The sequence below is a fragment of the Mariniflexile gromovii genome (assembly GCF_017814435.1).
Classification (GTDB): Bacteria; Bacteroidota; Bacteroidia; order Flavobacteriales; family Flavobacteriaceae; genus Mariniflexile; species Mariniflexile gromovii.
Map to the genome: position 1 here is coordinate 69492 of NZ_JAGJCB010000013.1, position 18046 is coordinate 87537.

At 34.4% G+C, this 18046-nt stretch carries 18 protein-coding genes; 10 read left to right on the top strand and 8 right to left on the bottom strand.

What is annotated here, in order from left to right; genetic code table 11:
* Positions 1 to 99: 99 nt before the first annotated feature.
* The gene (locus J8H85_RS13160; RefSeq protein WP_209655672.1) at positions 100 to 972 is read left to right on the top strand and encodes a HipA family kinase; all 873 of its coding nucleotides are present in this window, start codon (positions 100 to 102) and stop codon (positions 970 to 972) included.
* Positions 969 to 1856 carry a hypothetical protein gene (locus J8H85_RS13165; RefSeq protein WP_209655673.1) on the top strand — a complete coding sequence of 296 codons (888 nt, stop codon included), beginning with the start codon at positions 969 to 971 and terminating at the stop codon, positions 1854 to 1856. Before J8H85_RS13160 ends, J8H85_RS13165 begins: the two co-directional genes overlap by 4 nt.
* Positions 1857 to 1900: 44 nt before the next feature.
* On the opposite strand, the gene J8H85_RS13170 is transcribed toward J8H85_RS13165, so the two are convergent.
* Positions 1901 to 2467, bottom strand: coding sequence for a DNA-3-methyladenine glycosylase I (locus tag J8H85_RS13170; protein ID WP_209655674.1), 567 nt, complete (start codon positions 2465 to 2467; stop codon positions 1901 to 1903).
* A 94-nt stretch (positions 2468 to 2561) separates the two neighbouring features.
* On the opposite strand from J8H85_RS13170, the gene J8H85_RS13175 reads away from it, so the two are divergent.
* Positions 2562 to 3179: a thioredoxin family protein gene (locus tag J8H85_RS13175; RefSeq protein WP_209655675.1), complete on the top strand. Its 618-nt coding sequence runs from the start codon at positions 2562 to 2564 to the stop codon at positions 3177 to 3179.
* Here the strand turns inward: J8H85_RS13175 and J8H85_RS13180 are convergent.
* The 7 genes from J8H85_RS13180 to J8H85_RS13210 form a co-directional block, all read right to left on the bottom strand.
* Positions 3163 to 3885 carry an energy transducer TonB gene (locus J8H85_RS13180; protein ID WP_245243811.1) on the bottom strand — a complete coding sequence of 241 codons (723 nt, stop codon included), beginning with the start codon at positions 3883 to 3885 and terminating at the stop codon, positions 3163 to 3165. The genes J8H85_RS13175 and J8H85_RS13180 overlap by 17 nt on opposite strands.
* A 56-nt stretch (positions 3886 to 3941) precedes the next feature.
* Complete coding sequence (locus J8H85_RS13185) at positions 3942 to 4487, bottom strand: hypothetical protein (protein WP_209655676.1); 546 nt, start codon at positions 4485 to 4487, stop codon at positions 3942 to 3944.
* 34 nt (positions 4488 to 4521) lie between these two features.
* Positions 4522 to 5217 carry a tRNA pseudouridine(55) synthase TruB gene (gene truB / locus J8H85_RS13190; protein ID WP_209655677.1) on the bottom strand — a complete coding sequence of 232 codons (696 nt, stop codon included), beginning with the start codon at positions 5215 to 5217 and terminating at the stop codon, positions 4522 to 4524.
* A 1-nt stretch (position 5218) separates the two neighbouring features.
* Positions 5219 to 6016 (bottom strand): undecaprenyl-diphosphate phosphatase, encoded by a 798-nt coding sequence (locus J8H85_RS13195; RefSeq protein ID WP_209655678.1) that lies wholly within the window; start codon positions 6014 to 6016, stop codon positions 5219 to 5221.
* A 59-nt stretch (positions 6017 to 6075) separates the two neighbouring features.
* Positions 6076 to 6330 (bottom strand): DUF3098 domain-containing protein, encoded by a 255-nt coding sequence (locus J8H85_RS13200; RefSeq protein WP_209655679.1) that lies wholly within the window; start codon positions 6328 to 6330, stop codon positions 6076 to 6078.
* A 167-nt stretch (positions 6331 to 6497) separates the two neighbouring features.
* Entirely contained in the window at positions 6498 to 7376 is an 879-nt protein-coding gene (locus J8H85_RS13205) for a cell division protein FtsX (protein WP_209655680.1), read from the bottom strand.
* A gap of 102 nt (positions 7377 to 7478) precedes the next feature.
* Positions 7479 to 8426, bottom strand: a complete 948-nt coding sequence (locus J8H85_RS13210) for a DMT family transporter (RefSeq protein ID WP_209655681.1) — start codon at positions 8424 to 8426, stop codon at positions 7479 to 7481.
* 111 nt (positions 8427 to 8537) lie between these two features.
* On the opposite strand from J8H85_RS13210, the gene J8H85_RS13215 reads away from it, so the two are divergent.
* From J8H85_RS13215 to J8H85_RS13245, 7 genes are all read left to right on the top strand, one after another.
* Positions 8538 to 11564, top strand: a complete 3027-nt coding sequence (locus J8H85_RS13215) for a leucine--tRNA ligase (protein WP_209655682.1) — start codon at positions 8538 to 8540, stop codon at positions 11562 to 11564.
* 132 nt (positions 11565 to 11696) lie between these two features.
* Complete coding sequence (locus J8H85_RS13220) at positions 11697 to 11957, top strand: SemiSWEET family sugar transporter (protein WP_209655683.1); 261 nt, start codon at positions 11697 to 11699, stop codon at positions 11955 to 11957.
* Between the two features lie 192 nt (positions 11958 to 12149).
* Positions 12150 to 13250, top strand: coding sequence for an alanine dehydrogenase (ald, locus tag J8H85_RS13225; protein WP_209655684.1), 1101 nt, complete (start codon positions 12150 to 12152; stop codon positions 13248 to 13250).
* 152 nt (positions 13251 to 13402) lie between these two features.
* The gene (locus J8H85_RS13230) at positions 13403 to 14101 is read left to right on the top strand and encodes a zinc metallopeptidase (protein ID WP_209655685.1); all 699 of its coding nucleotides are present in this window, start codon (positions 13403 to 13405) and stop codon (positions 14099 to 14101) included.
* Between the two features lie 106 nt (positions 14102 to 14207).
* Positions 14208 to 14912: a Bax inhibitor-1/YccA family protein gene (locus J8H85_RS13235; RefSeq protein WP_209655686.1), complete on the top strand. Its 705-nt coding sequence runs from the start codon at positions 14208 to 14210 to the stop codon at positions 14910 to 14912.
* 81 nt (positions 14913 to 14993) lie between these two features.
* Positions 14994 to 16763, top strand: coding sequence for a MutS-related protein (locus J8H85_RS13240; protein ID WP_209655687.1), 1770 nt, complete (start codon positions 14994 to 14996; stop codon positions 16761 to 16763).
* 125 nt (positions 16764 to 16888) lie between these two features.
* Entirely contained in the window at positions 16889 to 18034 is a 1146-nt protein-coding gene (locus J8H85_RS13245) for a methionine aminotransferase (protein WP_209655688.1), read from the top strand.
* Positions 18035 to 18046 lie beyond the last annotated feature (12 nt).

Genomic DNA, 18046 nt, shown 5'->3' on the forward strand with positions numbered 1-18046 from the left:
CTAAATTGCATAAAACTACATGTGAAGTTTATTAGTGTATAAATGTTTAGATCTGAAATTGAACTTCATCTTTGTATTTAGAATATTGACCGAGTATGATTGAAAAAGAAATTATATATTTTAAATTTTTTGGAAGAAATTAAGCATATAACCGCAGTCCAAATACTTGAACAGCAAGGTACAAATAGCGTTCCTTTTTTTGTTTTATGTGATGACGGTGAATTATATATTGCAAAAACAATGTTTAAATCACATCCGCCATTTGCAGACATTATTAATGAAATATTGTGTGTTTATTTTTTAGAGCAAATGGGTGTTAAAACAATAAAACCTGCCCTTATAAGCGTTCCACAAGAGGTTTACGACTCCTTCAAATTAACTGGTAAACTTTTTGATATTAAATATGATAATTTGATATTTAATAATACAATTTTTTTTGGTTCTCTATTTCAGCCTACAACTACTGAGGCAGAACTGTACAATATTAGTTTAAAAAACAAGTTTGATTATAATAGATATATTAATCCAATTGATTTTTTAAAAATAGGGGTTTTTGACAATTGGATAGCTAATATGGATAGAAGAGGTAGTAATCCCAATATTCTAATTAACGAGTCGATAAATGGTAAATTTGAATTTTTGCCAATTGATCATGTACAAGCTTTTGCATATCAAAATAATTATAAAGCTTTGAGATTAGCACTAATGTCATCCTCTAATCCAAAATCTATTTTAAACACTCCAATGTCAAAAAGTATTCTTAAATTTGCAGACTCAAATTTTATTGCTAACTTTCACATTGATTTAATAGAAAGTTTTGACAAAGTAATTAAGAATATGGATTTTGTTTTCAATCAAATTCCTAATTCTTTTGGTTTAAGTAAAAACGGCAAAATGAAGATTAAAGAAATTTTGTCTAATAAAGAGAGAAATATACAGATATCTAAAATATATCTCAACTATATAAAATGAAGTCACACTATAGTATAATAAGATTTGTTAATAATCCTTTGAGTAAGGAGAATTTAGCTATTGGTATGATTCTTATTTCTAATAACAAACTTTTTTATAAATTTTCAAAAGAGAAAATAAATCTAGCTCATAAAATTAATAATTCTAATGGAAATCTTTTAGATTATACCATTAAAAAAATTTCTGATTTTATAGACTTTCAATTAAAAGAAGAAGTGTGTTTATTTTCAAAAGAAGTTAGCGTTAACCTCGAATATTTAAATAGGTTGTCTATTTACAATAATGGTTTTCTTCAATTTGATAATCCAATGTTACTTAATTTGGATTTTGACAATGAAAAATTCAATAACTTTTTTAAAAAGTATATAGAACTTAATCTTAAACCACAGCAAAAAGCAGTTATTGACCGTACTTTTATCAGAACTATTCGAAAAGTTTTTTATGAACCATTATATAATGTAATAGATTTGAATTATAAAATCAAAAAGGAACAAATTCCAAATCTTTTCTTTGATTATACTTTAGACGGTATTGGTGTAAACGGAAGTGTATATTCTGTAAAATCAATTGATTTAAATTCTGAAAAACCTATTGATTCGTTAAGACACGAAATATCTGATTTGGAAAGCCTTAATTATAGATTGGATTTATTTAGTAAAGAAAATAATTTAAACTTTCACGATAATAGTCATTATTTGGTTATAGATCCATACAAAGGTTCTAAATCATCGTACCATAAATTATATGAAATACTAATGGAGCAAAATGACAATGATTATCCTTATTCTATAATTGGAACTGATTCTTTACCATTAATTGCGAGTAATATTAAAAATTCGAATTCTATTATCAAATTTTCAGATTTTATAGAGAAAAAAAGTTAGCTTGAGTACCTGGTTTTATTAAACAAATCATTAGTTATAATGTACTAAACCTCATTATACCTAAAACACCCTATCTCATGGTCGTTCACCATGCCAGTAGCTTGCATGTGTGCGTATATAACCGTGCTGCCCACAAATTTAAACCCACGTTTTTTTAGGTCTTTACTTAAAGCGTCACTAATAGCTGTTGTTGGTGGGGCGTCTTTATAATTTTTCAGCTTGTTTTTTATAGGTTTACCATCAACAAAACCCCAAATGTAGTTGCTAAAACTGCCAAATTCCTCTTGGACCTTCATAAATAATTGGGCATTGGTAACGGTGGCATTCACCTTTAGTTTATTTCTAATAATGCCAGCATCTTGTAGTAAAGCATCAATTTTATCTAGCTTGTAGGTTGCTATTTTTTTGTAATCAAATTTATCAAATGCAGCCCTGAAGTTTTCGCGTTTACGCAAAATGGTAATCCAACTTAAGCCTGCTTGGAAAGTTTCTAATATTAAAAATTCAAAAATGGTAGCATCATCATAAACCGGAACGCCCCATTCTTGGTCATGGTATGCTTCATATAACGCATCGCCTAAGCACCAACCGCATTTGTGTTTTTCAGCCATAAAGTTATTGTAAGGATTAACGTAAAAGTATGACAAAAGTCATCTAAATTAAAATATGAAGGCACTATTTTTGTGTTTTTAACAGCATGTCATTATGGATTCAATTATAAAGAACAGTTTGAAAAATGGTTTAACTTATCAAGCCTATAGAGATTTGGTTAAGCAATTATCTGAAGAAAATACTACCACAGGAATTGAAAAAACAGAGGCTTTTGCAACTTACACGAAGCTAAATGATAGACGTATGAACCGTTGGGATAAAACCTTAAAAGTATCGAATAAAGCACAAAAACAAATAAGTGAATTTGAAACGAAAATGACATGGTTGGTTATTGCAGAAAGCTGGTGTGGTGATGCAGCCCATGTATTACCAGTATTGAATAAAATGGCCGAATTAAATCATCACATCGATTTGAAAATTGTGTTGCGAGACGAAAACCCTGAACTTATGGATGCGTTTTTAACCAATGGAAGCCGCTCGATACCTAAATTGATTATTATTGATGATGAATCGGGACATGTTTTAAATACCTATGGGCCAAGACCAAGCGAAGCAACAAGTCTTGTAAATCGCTATAAAGTAAAATATGGTGTTTTAACTCCTGAGTTTAAAGAAGATTTACAACATTGGTACAATAATGATAAAGGACAGAATATTATTGATGATGTCACCAATATACTTTGTGAATTACAGCCTACAGTTTGCCAATAAAATGAAAGGTAATAGACCCTAATTGGGTTTTTTTGGAAGCATCGGCACTAAAACGGGAACTTTTAGCATATTCTAAAGCATGTTGAACCAAACAGTCGTTTTTTGTAGAAGATGCATTGTTAAAATAAGCATCTGTAACGTTGCCATTGGCGTTAACCGTAATATTTATAACTATTTTTCCATCAACTTCACATAAATACACGGGTATGGGAATAGAAACCTTTTTTCTATCTACCAACGAAAAACTAACGGTACTTTTGGTGTTAACACCGGTGTTTTGTTGTTGTTTCAATAAATCGTTTACCTTGCTGTAAGAAGATAATTCTTCTTTATTTACAGCAGGTTTTATGGGTTTGTTTTCGCCTAAACTGTTAGATTCATCGCCTTCACCATCGCTTTCTTCGCTATTGGCAGGCACATAATCTTCAGGTGGGGCAATTTGCTTGTAGGCTTGTGCAAAATGTTTGTTTTTATCGGCCTCGTTATAAGCACTATTGGTTTCGGCTTTACTATTGTTTAGTTTTTCTAAAGCCTCAATTATTTTTTTGTCTTCTTCGGTAAGTTCTTTTTCGGGTTCCAACTCGTAGTAACTTTCGGCAAGAGCTTCCTCTTGGTTTTTTATACTTAAGTTGAAAACACACATCACAACCGTTCCCGAAATCAGGAAGGTTAGTAGTAGGGCTTTATGTTGATTTGTTAGGCGCAATCAATTCATTTTTATGTGTAACACATAACTATATACGACAAATAAACATAAAAAGTTTAAAATAACATAAATTCTAAGAAAATAGTTACACTTGATATCCCTTCAATGTTTTTATTACCAAAGCGTTTTCTGCTAAAATCGAGCCCTAATAGAATGGCATTGTTAATATCAACCATTTCAATACCTAATCCTACCTTGTACATGTTTCCTTTTTCAAACGACTTTCCCACCCCTAAAAGTGTTCCATAGCCACCGCGTACAAACAAACTTGTATCATCAAGTATAACATTATGTTGAAGGTTTAGATAGGTAGGAAAAAAATGAAGCCCTTGTTTAGAGTGCCAATTGTATTCAAAGTTCAATCCTATCATGGTACGTTGGTCAAACTTATACCCTATAGTGTTGTTTACAAATAGGGCACTTGGCTCAAGTAGGGTGCTTGAATCATCTTCGTCAAAAGCAACATAATCTTCATTAATAGTTAAGGTTGTAGCCAATGAAATTTTATAAAAAATACCATTCGTTTTTTCCTTCTTTATTTGTGAAAATGATGAAAATGTTATGGAAATAGCAATGAAGAATAGCGTGTGAATTGACCTCATATAACTATGTTTTAGAAAATAATTCTATCAATAATTATTCCGAAGGAAGCTTTTTTATGAAGCTTTCGATGGATTCGGCATTTTCAACATCAAAATCACCAATTTTAGTACGTCTTAAAGCCGAAAGATGTGCGCCAGAATGTAAAGCTTTACCAAAATCGTTAGCCAAGGAACGGATGTATGTGCCTTTACTGCAAACCACTCTAAAATCAACCTCTAAACCGTTCATGTTGATGATTTCAAATTCGGAGATATTTACGGTTCTTGCTTTAATTTCTACATCTTCGCCGGCTCTGGCAAATTCGTATAAACGTTTACCATCTTTTTTTATGGCTGAAAACACAGGAGGAAATTGCTGAATTTCCCCAATAAACTGTTCGGTAGTTTCCTTTATTAAAGCTTCAGTAATATGATTGGTGGGGAAAGTTTCATCAATTTCAGTTTCCAAGTCAAAGGAAGGCGTCGTACTACCTAAAACAATGGTACCCGTATATTCTTTTATTTGAGCTTGAAAGGAGTCTATTTGTTTCGTCATTTTTCCAGTACACAACACTAATAAACCTGTAGCCAACGGATCCAAAGTGCCTGCATGTCCCACTTTTATTTTTTTAATTTGGAAGGCTTGACGAATTTCCCAACGCAGTTTGTTAACCACTTGAAAAGAGGTCCAATGCAAAGGTTTGTCAATTAATAATACTTGACCAGAAAGATACGCTTCTTTCGAAACCATTTTAAGAATTTAATAATGAAAATAAAATAGCAATTAAGCCAACAATTGCGCAATAGATGGCAAAGTAAATAAGTTTACTTTTTTTAACTAAAGCAATCATCCAAGTGCAGGCAAACAACCCCGCTATAAAGGCAGCAACAAATCCAATGGATAATGTTGTGAAATTATGATGGCCATTTGCTAAATCGCCACTTAAAACATCTTTAGCAATTTTACCAAAAATTAAAGGAACTACCATTAAAAATGAAAAACGAGCTGCTTTGCTTTTGTCATTTCCCAATAAAACAGAAGTTGAAATGGTTGCCCCAGAACGTGAAATACCCGGCAACATAGCAATGGCTTGTGAAATACCAATTACAAAGGCATTTTTAAAAGACACTTTTTTGTCTGTATCCTTAGCTTTATCGGCAAAAAACAATAAAAAGGCAGTAACAATTAGCATGCAGCCTACCAACAATAAATTGCCACCAAAAAGTTGTTCCAATTGTTTTTCAAAAAATAAACCCACAATAACCGCAGGTATCATAGAAATGGCAATTTTAGAAATAAATTGTAAGTCTTCGTTCCATTCAAATTTTAAGGCGCCTTTAATGATGTCAAAAATATCTTTTCTAAAAACAACTATAGTACTTAAAGCAGTTGCGAAGTGAAGTACCACCGTTAATAGTAGGCTTTCTTCAGGAACAGAATTTTCGCCAAGAATGGCTTTGCCTATTTCTAAATGCCCACTCGATGAAACTGGTAAAAACTCGGTAAGGCCTTGAATAATGCCAAGAATGATAGCGTTTAATATTTCCATGCAGCAAAAATATCAAAATACAAATATTAATACCTAAAAAAGTATTGGAATTTGATATTTTATTTCTTATCCGGATTTAAAAGAATCGCATAAATTTCAATACCAAAACCTAAAAGCACTAACATAGGTGCTAGCCTAATGCGTCTCCAGCTAAAAATTTCTGGGTTAAAAACGTTCGGGTCGTCGCTACCGCCACCAGACATTAAAATAAATCCTAGTGCAATACAGGCCAAACCTATAAACATAAATTTATAGTTTTTCTTTCCGAATATAAAAACAGCTTTTTTAGCTTCTTTTTGTTTTTGTTCTCCCATGATTGTTAAAAGTAATACTGCAAATTAACATAATTATTTAAATACGATACGTTAAGGCAATTATAAATTGTTGGTTTTTGCGTTAGGGGTTGCAGCGGCATCCTTTTTTGCCATTAAAAGCAAAAAAGATATAGCGGAAAACCCGACCCCTTAGGGTAACGCCCAAATTAATAATACAACGCGTCCGTTTTTAAATTTAAGAAACGTTGTGTGGCTATGTGTGTACTTATCCAAGTAATTAAAATACCTAAGGCAAATATGGTAGCGAAAAGTAGCGCGACTAAAACAGGCGCGTTAAGCAAGCCTAGTTCTGGGAATGTTTTGTTGATGTAATACAACACAATAGCCATACCTATTAAAGCGATAATGGCACCTATAATGCCTAAACGGATGCTTTTCCAAACAAACGGTCTGCGAATAAATTGTTTTGTGGCACCTACCATTTGCATGGTTTTTATAGTGAAACGTTTTGAATAAACGGCAAGCCTTATGGAGCTATTGATTAATAAAACGGCAATGATTGTGAAAATACCACTGATAACCAATACCCAGAAACTGATTCTTCTAACGTTCTCGTTCATAAGGTTTACGAGGTCGTTATCATAAGTTACTTCATCTACAAAGTTTTTCGAAGTGGCTTCTTCCGATATTTTTTCAAGATGTTCTGAAGTTACAAAATCGGCTTTTAAGTGCACATCAATCGAGTTTTGTAGCGGATTGTAGCCCACAAAATCCATAAAATCTTCACCGTTTTCGGCTTTTAAAAATTCGGCAGCTTGTTCTTTTGAAACATATTCAATGCTTTTTACATAATCGGCCATGGCCAAACTTTTTTCAAGTTGTTTTATTTCAACTTCTTTGGCAGTTTCTTTTAAGTATATGGTAACAACAACTTGTTCTTTAAAATGGTCGGATACTTTTTTAGCGTTTAAAACCAGCATGCCCAATAAACCCAATAAAAACAGTACCAGTGCAATGCTTAGTACCACTGAAAAATAAGAGGAAATCAGTCGTCGTTTTTGGTCTTTTTCAAAAGATGAACTCATAAAGTATAGGATTAACGGTGTAAAAATAGTAAAGTATTCTATTATGCTAAGTATTACAACGTTTAAAGTTTTAAGATTGTTTTACAATAAATAAATATGCGTCTAATTTTTTTGTGGTTTGCTGGTTATATAAACGCCTACACCCACCAAAATACAGCTTGCTATTTTAATTAAATTAATGTCTTGGGCATATTGGCTTTGTACAAAAACATAAGCCAATAAGCTTACCAAAATAAAACTAACTGCTGGTTGCAGGTAGGTATAACTGCTGGTTACCGATGGCGCCAAATGGTTAAGCGCATATATGTTGAATAAGTAAGCAAAAAACGTGGTAAACAAAACCACATAGCCAATAGTTAAATAGGTGCTGGTGGTAAAGGCTTCAAAATTGGTGTTTAAAAAATCTGAAACTCCAAAGGGAAACACATAGAGAAAACCAAATAAAAATATCCAACTCACTACGGTAATGGCATGGTATTTTTTCATTAAGGTTTTAGCTAATACCAAGTACAATCCGTAACAAGAGGCATTTAAAAGCACAAACAAATTACCTAAAAAAGAACTTGTTCCAACGGATTTGTTGCCATATATAATTAAAAGTATAGCGCCAATAGCGCCCAAAGTGATGCCCAATATTTTGTTTTGGGTAATGCGTTCTTTTAAAATTAGGTAGCTAAAAATTAAAACAATTACAGGGGTTGTGGTTGTAATTATAGAGGCATCAATAGGCGATGTTAAATTAATACCATGAAAAAACAACAATTGGTTGGCGGCACCACCAAACAAGCCACAAAGAGCCAACATTAAAAAATCTTTCTTTTCAACTTTTTCTTTAACAAATAATAGTTTGATGGCCCAAAAAAGAAGCACACAACATGAAAGTCTAATAAAAACAAAAGCAGTCGGACCAATTTTATCAGGCATAATGCCCTTAGCAATAATGTAGTTGGCGCCGTAAATTGTATTGGCCCCTAGCAATGCTAAATGAGCTTTGGTAGTATCTTTAATCAATCTAAAATGCGGTTTAAGCGGCGAAATTACAAATTGCATTTTAAACAAAACCTTAAATAGCTGTTATATTTATAGATATAAAAAGGGAAACGCTTTCAGTTTTCTGTAGAAAGCGTAAATTTGCGCTTTTAAAAGCAGAAATACAGAGAGATGACATACAATTTCAACGATATAGAAGCCAAATGGCAAAAATATTGGGCGGAAAACCAAACGTTTAAAGCAGAGAATAATTCAGAAAAACCAAAATTTTATGTGTTGGACATGTTTCCGTACCCCAGTGGTGCGGGCTTGCACGTTGGGCATCCGTTGGGTTATATCGCCTCTGATATTTATGCACGTTACAAACGTCATCAAGGGTTTAATGTATTGCATCCACAGGGGTATGATTCTTTTGGGTTACCGGCAGAACAATATGCCATTCAAACAGGGCAACATCCTGCCATTACAACTGCTGAAAACATTAAAACCTACCGCCGCCAATTAGACCAAATTGGGTTTTCATTCGATTGGTCGCGTGAGGTTCGTACATCCGACCCAAGTTATTACAAATGGACACAGTGGATTTTCATTCAACTGTTCAATTCTTGGTATAATAAGGATGCTGATAAAGCGGAAGATATTTCAGAATTGATAAAAATATTTGTTTCGGAAGGAAATTCTAAAGTAAATGCGGTGTGCGATGATAATATCGAACCGTTTTCTGCGGAAGAATGGAAGACGTTTGATACCGTAAAACAACAACAAATATTATTACAATATAGATTAACTTATTTAGCCGAAACTGAAGTGAACTGGTGTCCTGCATTGGGAACGGTATTGGCAAATGATGAAATTGTAAATGGTGTTTCCGAACGTGGTGGGCATCCCGTAATAAGAAAAAAAATGACCCAATGGAGTATGCGTATTTCGGCATATGCCGAACGTTTGCTTCAAGGTTTGGATAAAATAGATTGGACCGATTCTTTAAAGGAAAGCCAACGCAACTGGATTGGAAAATCGGTTGGAGCTGCTGTGTCATTTAAGGTTTTAGCCAATAATGAAAACGGAAGTCATGCTGAGCATGTCGAAGCATCTCACGTTATTGATGTCTTTACTACGAGACCTGATACCATTTTCGGTGTTTCATTTATGACGCTTGCTCCAGAACACGAGTTAGTGTCACAAATAACCACCCCAGCACAAAAAGCGGAGGTTGAAGCCTATATTTTAGCAACCGCAAAACGTAGCGAGCGCGATAGAATGGCCGATGTAAAAACCATTTCAGGAGCATTTACAGGTACCTATGCCGAACATCCGTTTACCAAACAGCCTATTCCAGTTTGGATAGGCGATTATGTTTTGGCAGGCTACGGAACAGGTGCGGTGATGTCGGTTCCTTGTGGCGACCAACGCGATTACGATTTTGCAAAGCATTTCAATATCCCCATTCCAAATATTTTTGAAGGGGTTGATATTTCAAAAGAAGCCTATGCTTCAAAAGACAATGTGGTGATTGCCAATAGCGATTTCCTTAACGGATTAAACTATAAAGAAGCCACCAAAAAAGTCATTCAAGAGCTTGAAAAATTAGGTCAAGGCGAAGGGAAAACCAATTACCGCTTGCGCGATGCCGTTTTTAGCAGACAGCGTTATTGGGGTGAGCCATTCCCGGTGTATTATGTAAACGGTATGCCGCAAATGATTGATGCGAAACATTTACCAATACGTTTGCCAGAAGTTGAAAAATATTTACCAACCGAAACCGGAGAGCCACCGTTAGGTAACGCCACGGTTTGGGCTTGGGACACCAATAAAAATGAAGTTGTTTCAAACGACTTGATTGACAATAAAACCATTCACCCATTAGAGTTGAACACCATGCCGGGGTGGGCAGGAAGTTCGTGGTATTTTAACCGCTACATGGACCCCGATAATACAGAAGCATTTGCAAGTAAGGAAGCTTTGAATTATTGGAAAGATGTTGATTTATACATTGGCGGAAGCGAGCACGCCACAGGGCATTTGCTGTATTCTCGTTTTTGGCAAAAATTCTTGTTCGATAAAGGATTGGTACCTGTTGATGAATATGCTAAAAAGCTGATTAACCAAGGGATGATTTTGGGGACTAGTGCTTTTACATATGAATTTATGCCAAGTTTTGATGCAGATTCAAAATATAGGTATAATACAGTTTTAGTGTCAAATTCAATTTTTGAAAAATATAAGAAAAAGATAGTTTTAGATGATGATTTCTTTTCAACAACATTTAATATAATGTTTTCATCTTATTCAAGTTCTGAAAAATTAAAGATTAGAGAACTTGTAGATAAAGGTAAAATTGGTTTTGGGTTTATGGATAGGCATGTAGATGTTGCTTTAATTAACTCTTCTGATGAACTTAATGTAAATGAATTTAAAAAATGGCGGCCAGAATTTGATGATGCTATTTTCATTGGAGAAAAAGGAGAAATCATCGAAGGAGATAACGATGTTTACAAAGTAGGTCGCGAAGTCGAAAAAATGTCCAAATCCAAATACAACGTGGTCAATCCAGACCAAATTTGTGTTGATTATGGCGCCGACAGCTTACGTCTTTACGAAATGTTTTTAGGCCCGTTAGAGCAATACAAACCTTGGAATACCGCGGGTATTACTGGCGTACATGGGTTCCTTAAAAAACTATGGAAATTGTATGTTGGCGAAAACGGATTGCTTGTAAATGATACAGAGCCTTCAAAAGAGAGTTTAAAAACACTTCATAAAACCATCAAAAAAGTACAGGAAGATATCGAGAATTTCTCATTCAACACTTCCGTATCTACGTTTATGATTGCTGTAAATGAATTAACAGCTCAAAAATGTACTTCAAAAGATATTTTAGAACCTCTTTTGGTGTTATTATCGCCATATGCGCCACACATCGCTGAAGAATTATGGAGCCAATTAGGTCATAACGAATCCATTTCAACCGCCCCTTTCCCGAAATTTGATGCCAGTCATTTAGTAGAAAGCAGCAAAAATTACCCAATTTCTTTCAACGGAAAAATGCGTTTTACCTTAGAATTACCTATGGATTTTAACGCACAACAAATTGAGGAAGCGGTCATGGCAAACGAAAAAACCCAAGAACAATTGCAAGGTAGAACACCTAAAAAAGTCATTATTGTTCCTGGTAAAATTGTAAATATCGTAGGCTAACGTTTGCGACAAGTCATGTCGACGATAGGAGACATCACATAACAAGAATCATTTAATTCATGATGTGATGTCTCAATCGTGCCTCATTTCGACATGACAAATCATTGGCTTTTCAACAAAAAATCGCACTAAATGAACTACATAGAAATCATTGGTTTTTCAGCAGCTACTTTAACCACAGCGGCATTTTTACCTCAAGTTTACAAAACATGGAAAACCAAGGATGTTTCAGGTTTGTCCTTGCCCATGCTTGTCATGTTTTTTGTGGGCATATTTTTATGGTTGGTTTATGGTATTTATATTAAAAGCCCGTCCATGATTTCGGCCAATACCATTACCATTGTTTCAGCTTTCCTTTTAATGTATTTTAAAATGAAGTACGAGAAAAGGTAAGTCTTTCTCTTCTTTTAATAAGTTTTATTTTCCTGCGTTTTAATCCCTATTAAGCCGATGTAATTTGTTTCATTGCTAATAAAAAGTTAAATTTGATGATAATTATTCATCAAAAATGGCTTTTTTGATATTATTTTCAATCTATTGTTTTAATATTGCAAAGGTTTTTAGACTAACTTAAAATAAAATACTATGAGAATTGGCGTTCCAATAGAAATTAAAAACAATGAAAACAGAGTGGGCATGACGCCCTCTGGAGTGTTCGAATTAACTAAAAGAAATCATGCTGTTTACGTACAGAAAAATGCGGGTTATAACAGTGGTTTTTTAGATGAAGATTACATAGGTGCTGGTGCAACCATACTGGATACTATTGAAGAAGTTTATGAAATTGCGGAGATGATTGTTAAGGTAAAAGAACCTATTGAACAAGAATATACTTTAATAAAACCAAACCAGGTAGTTTTTACATATTTTCATTTTGCATCTAGCGAAACGTTAACCAATGCCATGATTAAGAGTAAGTCTATTTGCATTGCTTATGAAACAGTGGAGGATGCCGATGGTACATTGCCGCTTTTAATACCTATGTCTGAAGTAGCAGGAAGAATGTCTGTACAACAAGGTGCCAAATATTTAGAAAAACCCATTATGGGACGTGGTATTTTATTGGGTGGTGTTCCGGGAGTACCACCAGCAAAAGTGCTTATTTTAGGTGCTGGTGTGGTTGGCTATCAAGCTGCAAAAATGGCTGCAGGTTTAGGAGCGAGCGTTCATATTTTAGATATTAATATGAAAGCCTTACGTTATGTGAGCGATTCGATGCCAAATAACGTAGTTAGCGAATTTTCAAGTGAATATAACATTAGAAAACATATTGTAGATTCTGATTTAATTATTGGAGGTGTCCTTATAAAAGGCGCCAAGGCACCAAAATTAATCACTAAAGACATGCTTAAAGACATGCGTCCTGGAACTGTAATGGTTGATGTGGCGGTAGACCAAGGCGGTTGTTTTGAAACTACCAGACCTACAACCCACCAAGACCCAACATATATTATTGATGATGTGGTGCATTACAGTGTTGCCAATATGCCGGGAGCTGTACCTTATACGTCAACCATGGCGTTAACCAATGTAACGTTGCCATATGTTATTAAATTGGCAAATGAAGGCTGGGAAAAAGCCTGTGAAAACAGTGCGTCTTTAGCAAAAGGACTAAACATTGTAAAAGGAGATATTGTTTACAAAGAAATAGCGGAAGCCTTTGATTTAGAGTTCGCGGAGGCTTAGGCAATTCTAAAACTTTTAAGAAATAAAACCCCGAGGCTTTGTCTTGGGGTTTTTTATTTAAAAATAGAACTGACATAATATCATATATACCAATTTGGCGTTATTTTTGCTATATTGGTTATAGGATTATTAAAATTTAAAAAAAGAATAAAATGATAGGATATTATATATTAATAGGAGCTATTGCACTTGTAAGCTGGTTGGTGAGCAGTAAGTTGAAGCGTAAGTTTGAGCAATATTCAAAAGTACAATTACGAAATGGCATGAGTGGTGCCGAAATTGCCGAAAAAATGTTGGCAGACCACGGTATTACCGATGTTGAGGTTATTTCAACCCCAGGACAGTTAACGGACCATTACAATCCAAAAAATAAAACCGTAAACTTGAGTGAGTCGGTTTACAACCAACGTAACGCAGCTGCGGCAGCGGTTGCAGCACACGAATGTGGACATGCTGTTCAACATGCGCAGGCGTATGAGTGGTTAAAAATGCGTTCGGCTTTAGTACCAGTGGTTAGCGTAACTTCAGGAATGTCGCAATGGGTGGTTATTGGAGGTTTGATGCTAGGTGCTGCTGCAGGAATGGGCATTGGTTATTATGTAGCGGTTGCTGGTTTAATCATGATGGGATTTGCAACCTTGTTTAGTTTTATAACATTACCTGTGGAGTACGATGCCAGTAATCGTGCCCTTGCTTGGTTGAAAAATAAAAACATGGTATCCCAACAAGAATATGCAGGATCGGAAGATGCGCTTAAATGGGCGGCACGAACTTATTTGGTAGCTGCTATAGGTGCTTTGGCGTCATTAATTTATTGGGCGCTTCAAGTATTTGGAGGATCTAGAGACTAAATAGTTTTATACAAATAATTAAAAAGAACCGGATTCTTAAATTTAATGTAAGAATTCGGTTCTTTTTTATATCTTTAATTTAGAAATCTTAACTAAATAAGTATTTATGGAAAACTTAGTTGAAAACAAATTAATGGTAAGCGAACTTTCAGAAGTTGATAAGGTTGCTTTTTATAAGAAAACCTATTCGCATGTGGCGGGTGGTGTTTTGGTATTTATTCTTTTTGAGTACCTATTGCTTCAAAGTGAAGCGGTTGTTAGTTTTGCCTTGTCCATGACACAAGGGTGGCGTTGGTTAATTATGCTAGGTGGTTTTATGTTTATAACCAATTACGCTGAAAGAATGACCTTGAAAACACCCGATAAAAACAAACAGTATCTTGCGTTTGGTCTTTATGTCCTTGCTGAAGCCTTTATTTTTGTGCCGCTTATTTATATTGCTGCATTTTATATGGATTCCGGTCCGGAAATTTTAAACCAAGCAGCTATTGTAACTTTGGCATTGTTCACAGGATTATCAGCCATCGTTTTTGTAACTAAAAAAGATTTTTCTTTTTTAAAAGCAGGTTTAACCGTTGGGTTTTTTATCGCTATTGGGTTAATCTTAGCGGGCTCATTATTTGGGTTTAATTTGGGACTTTGGTTTTCGGTTGGTATGTGTGTATTGGCTGCGGGTTCTATTTTATATCAAACTTCAAACTTGGTAAATAAATATTCAAATGATCAATATATTCCAGCTGCATTGGGTTTATTTGCGTCGTTGATGCTTCTGTTTTGGTACGTGCTTAGTATTTTTATGTCTAGAGACTAAAACCAAACAAATTATAACTTTAAAGCTCTGATATGTTTCAGGGCTTTTTTGTTTCTTTACTTTTTCTATTAAATTTCAATAATGAACAATTCTTTAGAATATTACAATAAACATTCAAAAATCTATAAAGTAGAAGCTCAAAAACTATATAAAATAATGACGATGTTAAGTGTTTATCGTCTTTTGGTTTTTGTACTAACAGGTTTTGGTATTTATATCATGTATGGAATTTGGCAAATAGCAGTAGTTATTGGTATTTTTGGTATTGCGGTTTTTCTGTATTTATTGTCAAAATACAACGATGTTAAATTGAAAAAACAGTTTAATGAAGCTTTAGTAACCATTAATGAAGATGAAATTGAAATCGGTTCCGGTAATTTTCACAACAGAGATGCTGGTTTGCAGTTTCAAGACCCCAATCATTTTTATAGTTTGGATATCGATTTGTTTGGGCGAGGTTCTTTTTTTCAATTTATAAATAGAACCACTATCAACGAAGGCACCCAAAATCTTGCCGATGCTTTAAAAGCAAACCATATTAAGGATATTGTTTCACGTCAAGAAGCCATTAAAGAATTAAGTTCAAAACCCCAATGGCGTCAACATTATTCGGCAACTTCCAGTTTGGTATCTGTTGAAACCCCTGCTAAACAAATTATTAATTGGTTACACGGTTATAAGTCCTTTTTACCAAGAATTTTCAAATGGTTGCCTTTAGTTTTTGCTTTGGGGTCTATAAGTGTTATTGTATTAGGTGTTTTCAATATATTAAATGCCGTTTTTATGGGGTCCTGGTTGGTTTTAGGTTTGGGAATTTCATCTGTTTACTTAAAGAAAATAAATGAGTTGGCATCCAATACCGATAAGGTGAAAGAAACGTTTCGCCAATACGCAGCACTTTTAAAATTGATTGAAAATGAATCGTTTTCATCAGATATTCTAAAACAAAAACAAGAACAAATTCAACAGGAAGGAAAAAAAGCTTCAGACATTTTCAAAGAACTTTCAAAGGCGATGGATGCTTTAGATAACCGAATTAATTTAGTATCGATTATCTTCGGAAATGGTTACTTTTTATTGGATATCAAAAACAGTTTTTTTATTGAACAGTGGATCAAAGAACATGCAAATAAAGTAGCAGATTGGTTTGAAGTCGTGTCATTTTTTGATGCCTATAATTCCTTAGGAAATTTTGCGTTTAATCATCCCGAGTTTGTTTATTCAAGCATTGAAGCAAATGAAGTCGTGATTAAAGCTGTAAACTTAGGGCATCCATTATTGAAAAAAAACAAACGTGTAGACAGTCATCTCACCATAGAACATGAACAATTTTTTATAGTTACAGGTGCGAATATGGCCGGAAAAAGTACATTTTTAAGAACGGTATCTTTACATATTGTTATGGCAAATGTTGGTTTGCCGGTTTGTGCAACGTCTAGCCGCTATTCCCCAGTAAAATTGATTACCAGCATGCGTACCACCGATTCGTTAACCGACGAGAGTTCGTATTTCTTCTCAGAATTAACACGTTTAAAGTATATTGTAGATGCCATTGATAAAGAACCTTATTTTATTGTTTTGGATGAAATTTTAAAAGGCACCAACAGTACCGATAAAGCTATTGGTTCTAGAAAATTTGTTGAAAAATTAGTGTCTTCAAACGCCACGGGCATTATAGCAACCCACGATTTAAGTTTGTGTGAGATTGAAAAGGAGCTGGACGATGTGAAAAACTATTATTTTGATGCCGAAATAATTAACGATGAACTTCATTTTGATTATACCTTAAAAGAAGGTGTCTGCAAAAATATGAATGCCTCTTTTTTATTGAAAAAGATGAATATTGTGTAAAATAAAGACGGAAGACGGATGACCGAAGATTATATATCCGCAACAATAAGAGTACTCTTTTTGGAAATTTTCAACTTTGCGTCTCTGCGATTTTGCGAGCAACTTTTAACCTTAAACATGAAACATTGAACTTTAAATCTAAACTTCCTAATGTGGGCACTACGATTTTTTCGGTAATGAGTGCCTTGGCAACCAAGCACAATGCCATTAATTTGTCGCAGGGTTTTCCAGATTTTGATAGCGACCAAAAATTAATCGATTTGGTAAGTCGCGCCATGAATTCTGGATATAACCATTATGCACCTATGTTGGGTAATTTAGAGCTTCGTGAAGCCATCTCAAAAAAAATCGATGCGCTTTACGGTACAACCTACCATACAGAAAATGAAATTACGGTTACTGCTGGTGCAACACAAGCTATTTTCACCATCATTTCAACGTTTATAAAACCTGGTGATGAGGTTATTTTTTTTAAACCAGCCTATGATAGTTACCAGCCCAATGTGGAATTAAACGGTGGTGTGATAGTGCCTATTCAATTGCAAGCATCCAATAATTTTAAGGTAGATTGGCATGAAGTGAAGGCAAAAATTAATAGTCAAACCAAAATGATTATTATTAACACGCCTCATAATCCAACGGGAACTGTTTTTTCAAAAGACGATATGCTACAGTTGGAAAATCTAACCAAAAACACCAATATCATGGTGCTAAGTGATGAGGTTTACGAACATATGATTTACGATGGCGCATCGCACCAAAGTGCCTGTTTGTTCCCCGGTTTAAAAGCAAGAAGCTTTGTAGTGGCATCGTTTTGTAAAACCTTTCATAATACGGGTTGGCGCATTGGGTACTGTTGTGCACCAAAGGAATTGATGCAGGAATTTGTAAAAGTGCACCAGTTTAATGTGTTTTGCATCCATCATCCCACCCAAAAAGGCATTGCCGATTATATGCAAGAGCCAAAGCATTATTTGGAATTATCAGGATTTTACCAAGAAAAACGGAATTTATTTCTTAATTTAATCAAAGATTCCAAGTTTAAATTTACAGCCTCAAAAGGCACTTATTTTCAAGTGTTGGATTATTCAGGAATAACCCAAGAATACGATGTGGATTTTGCTAAAAGATTAACAATAGAATCCGGAATTGCTTCAATTCCTCTGTCGGTTTTCAACAGTAATAATTTAGATAATAAAGTACTTCGGTTTTGTTTCGCTAAAAAAGATGACACATTAAAAAGGGCAGCAGATGTTTTAAATGGTATCTAGACTGTTAAATTG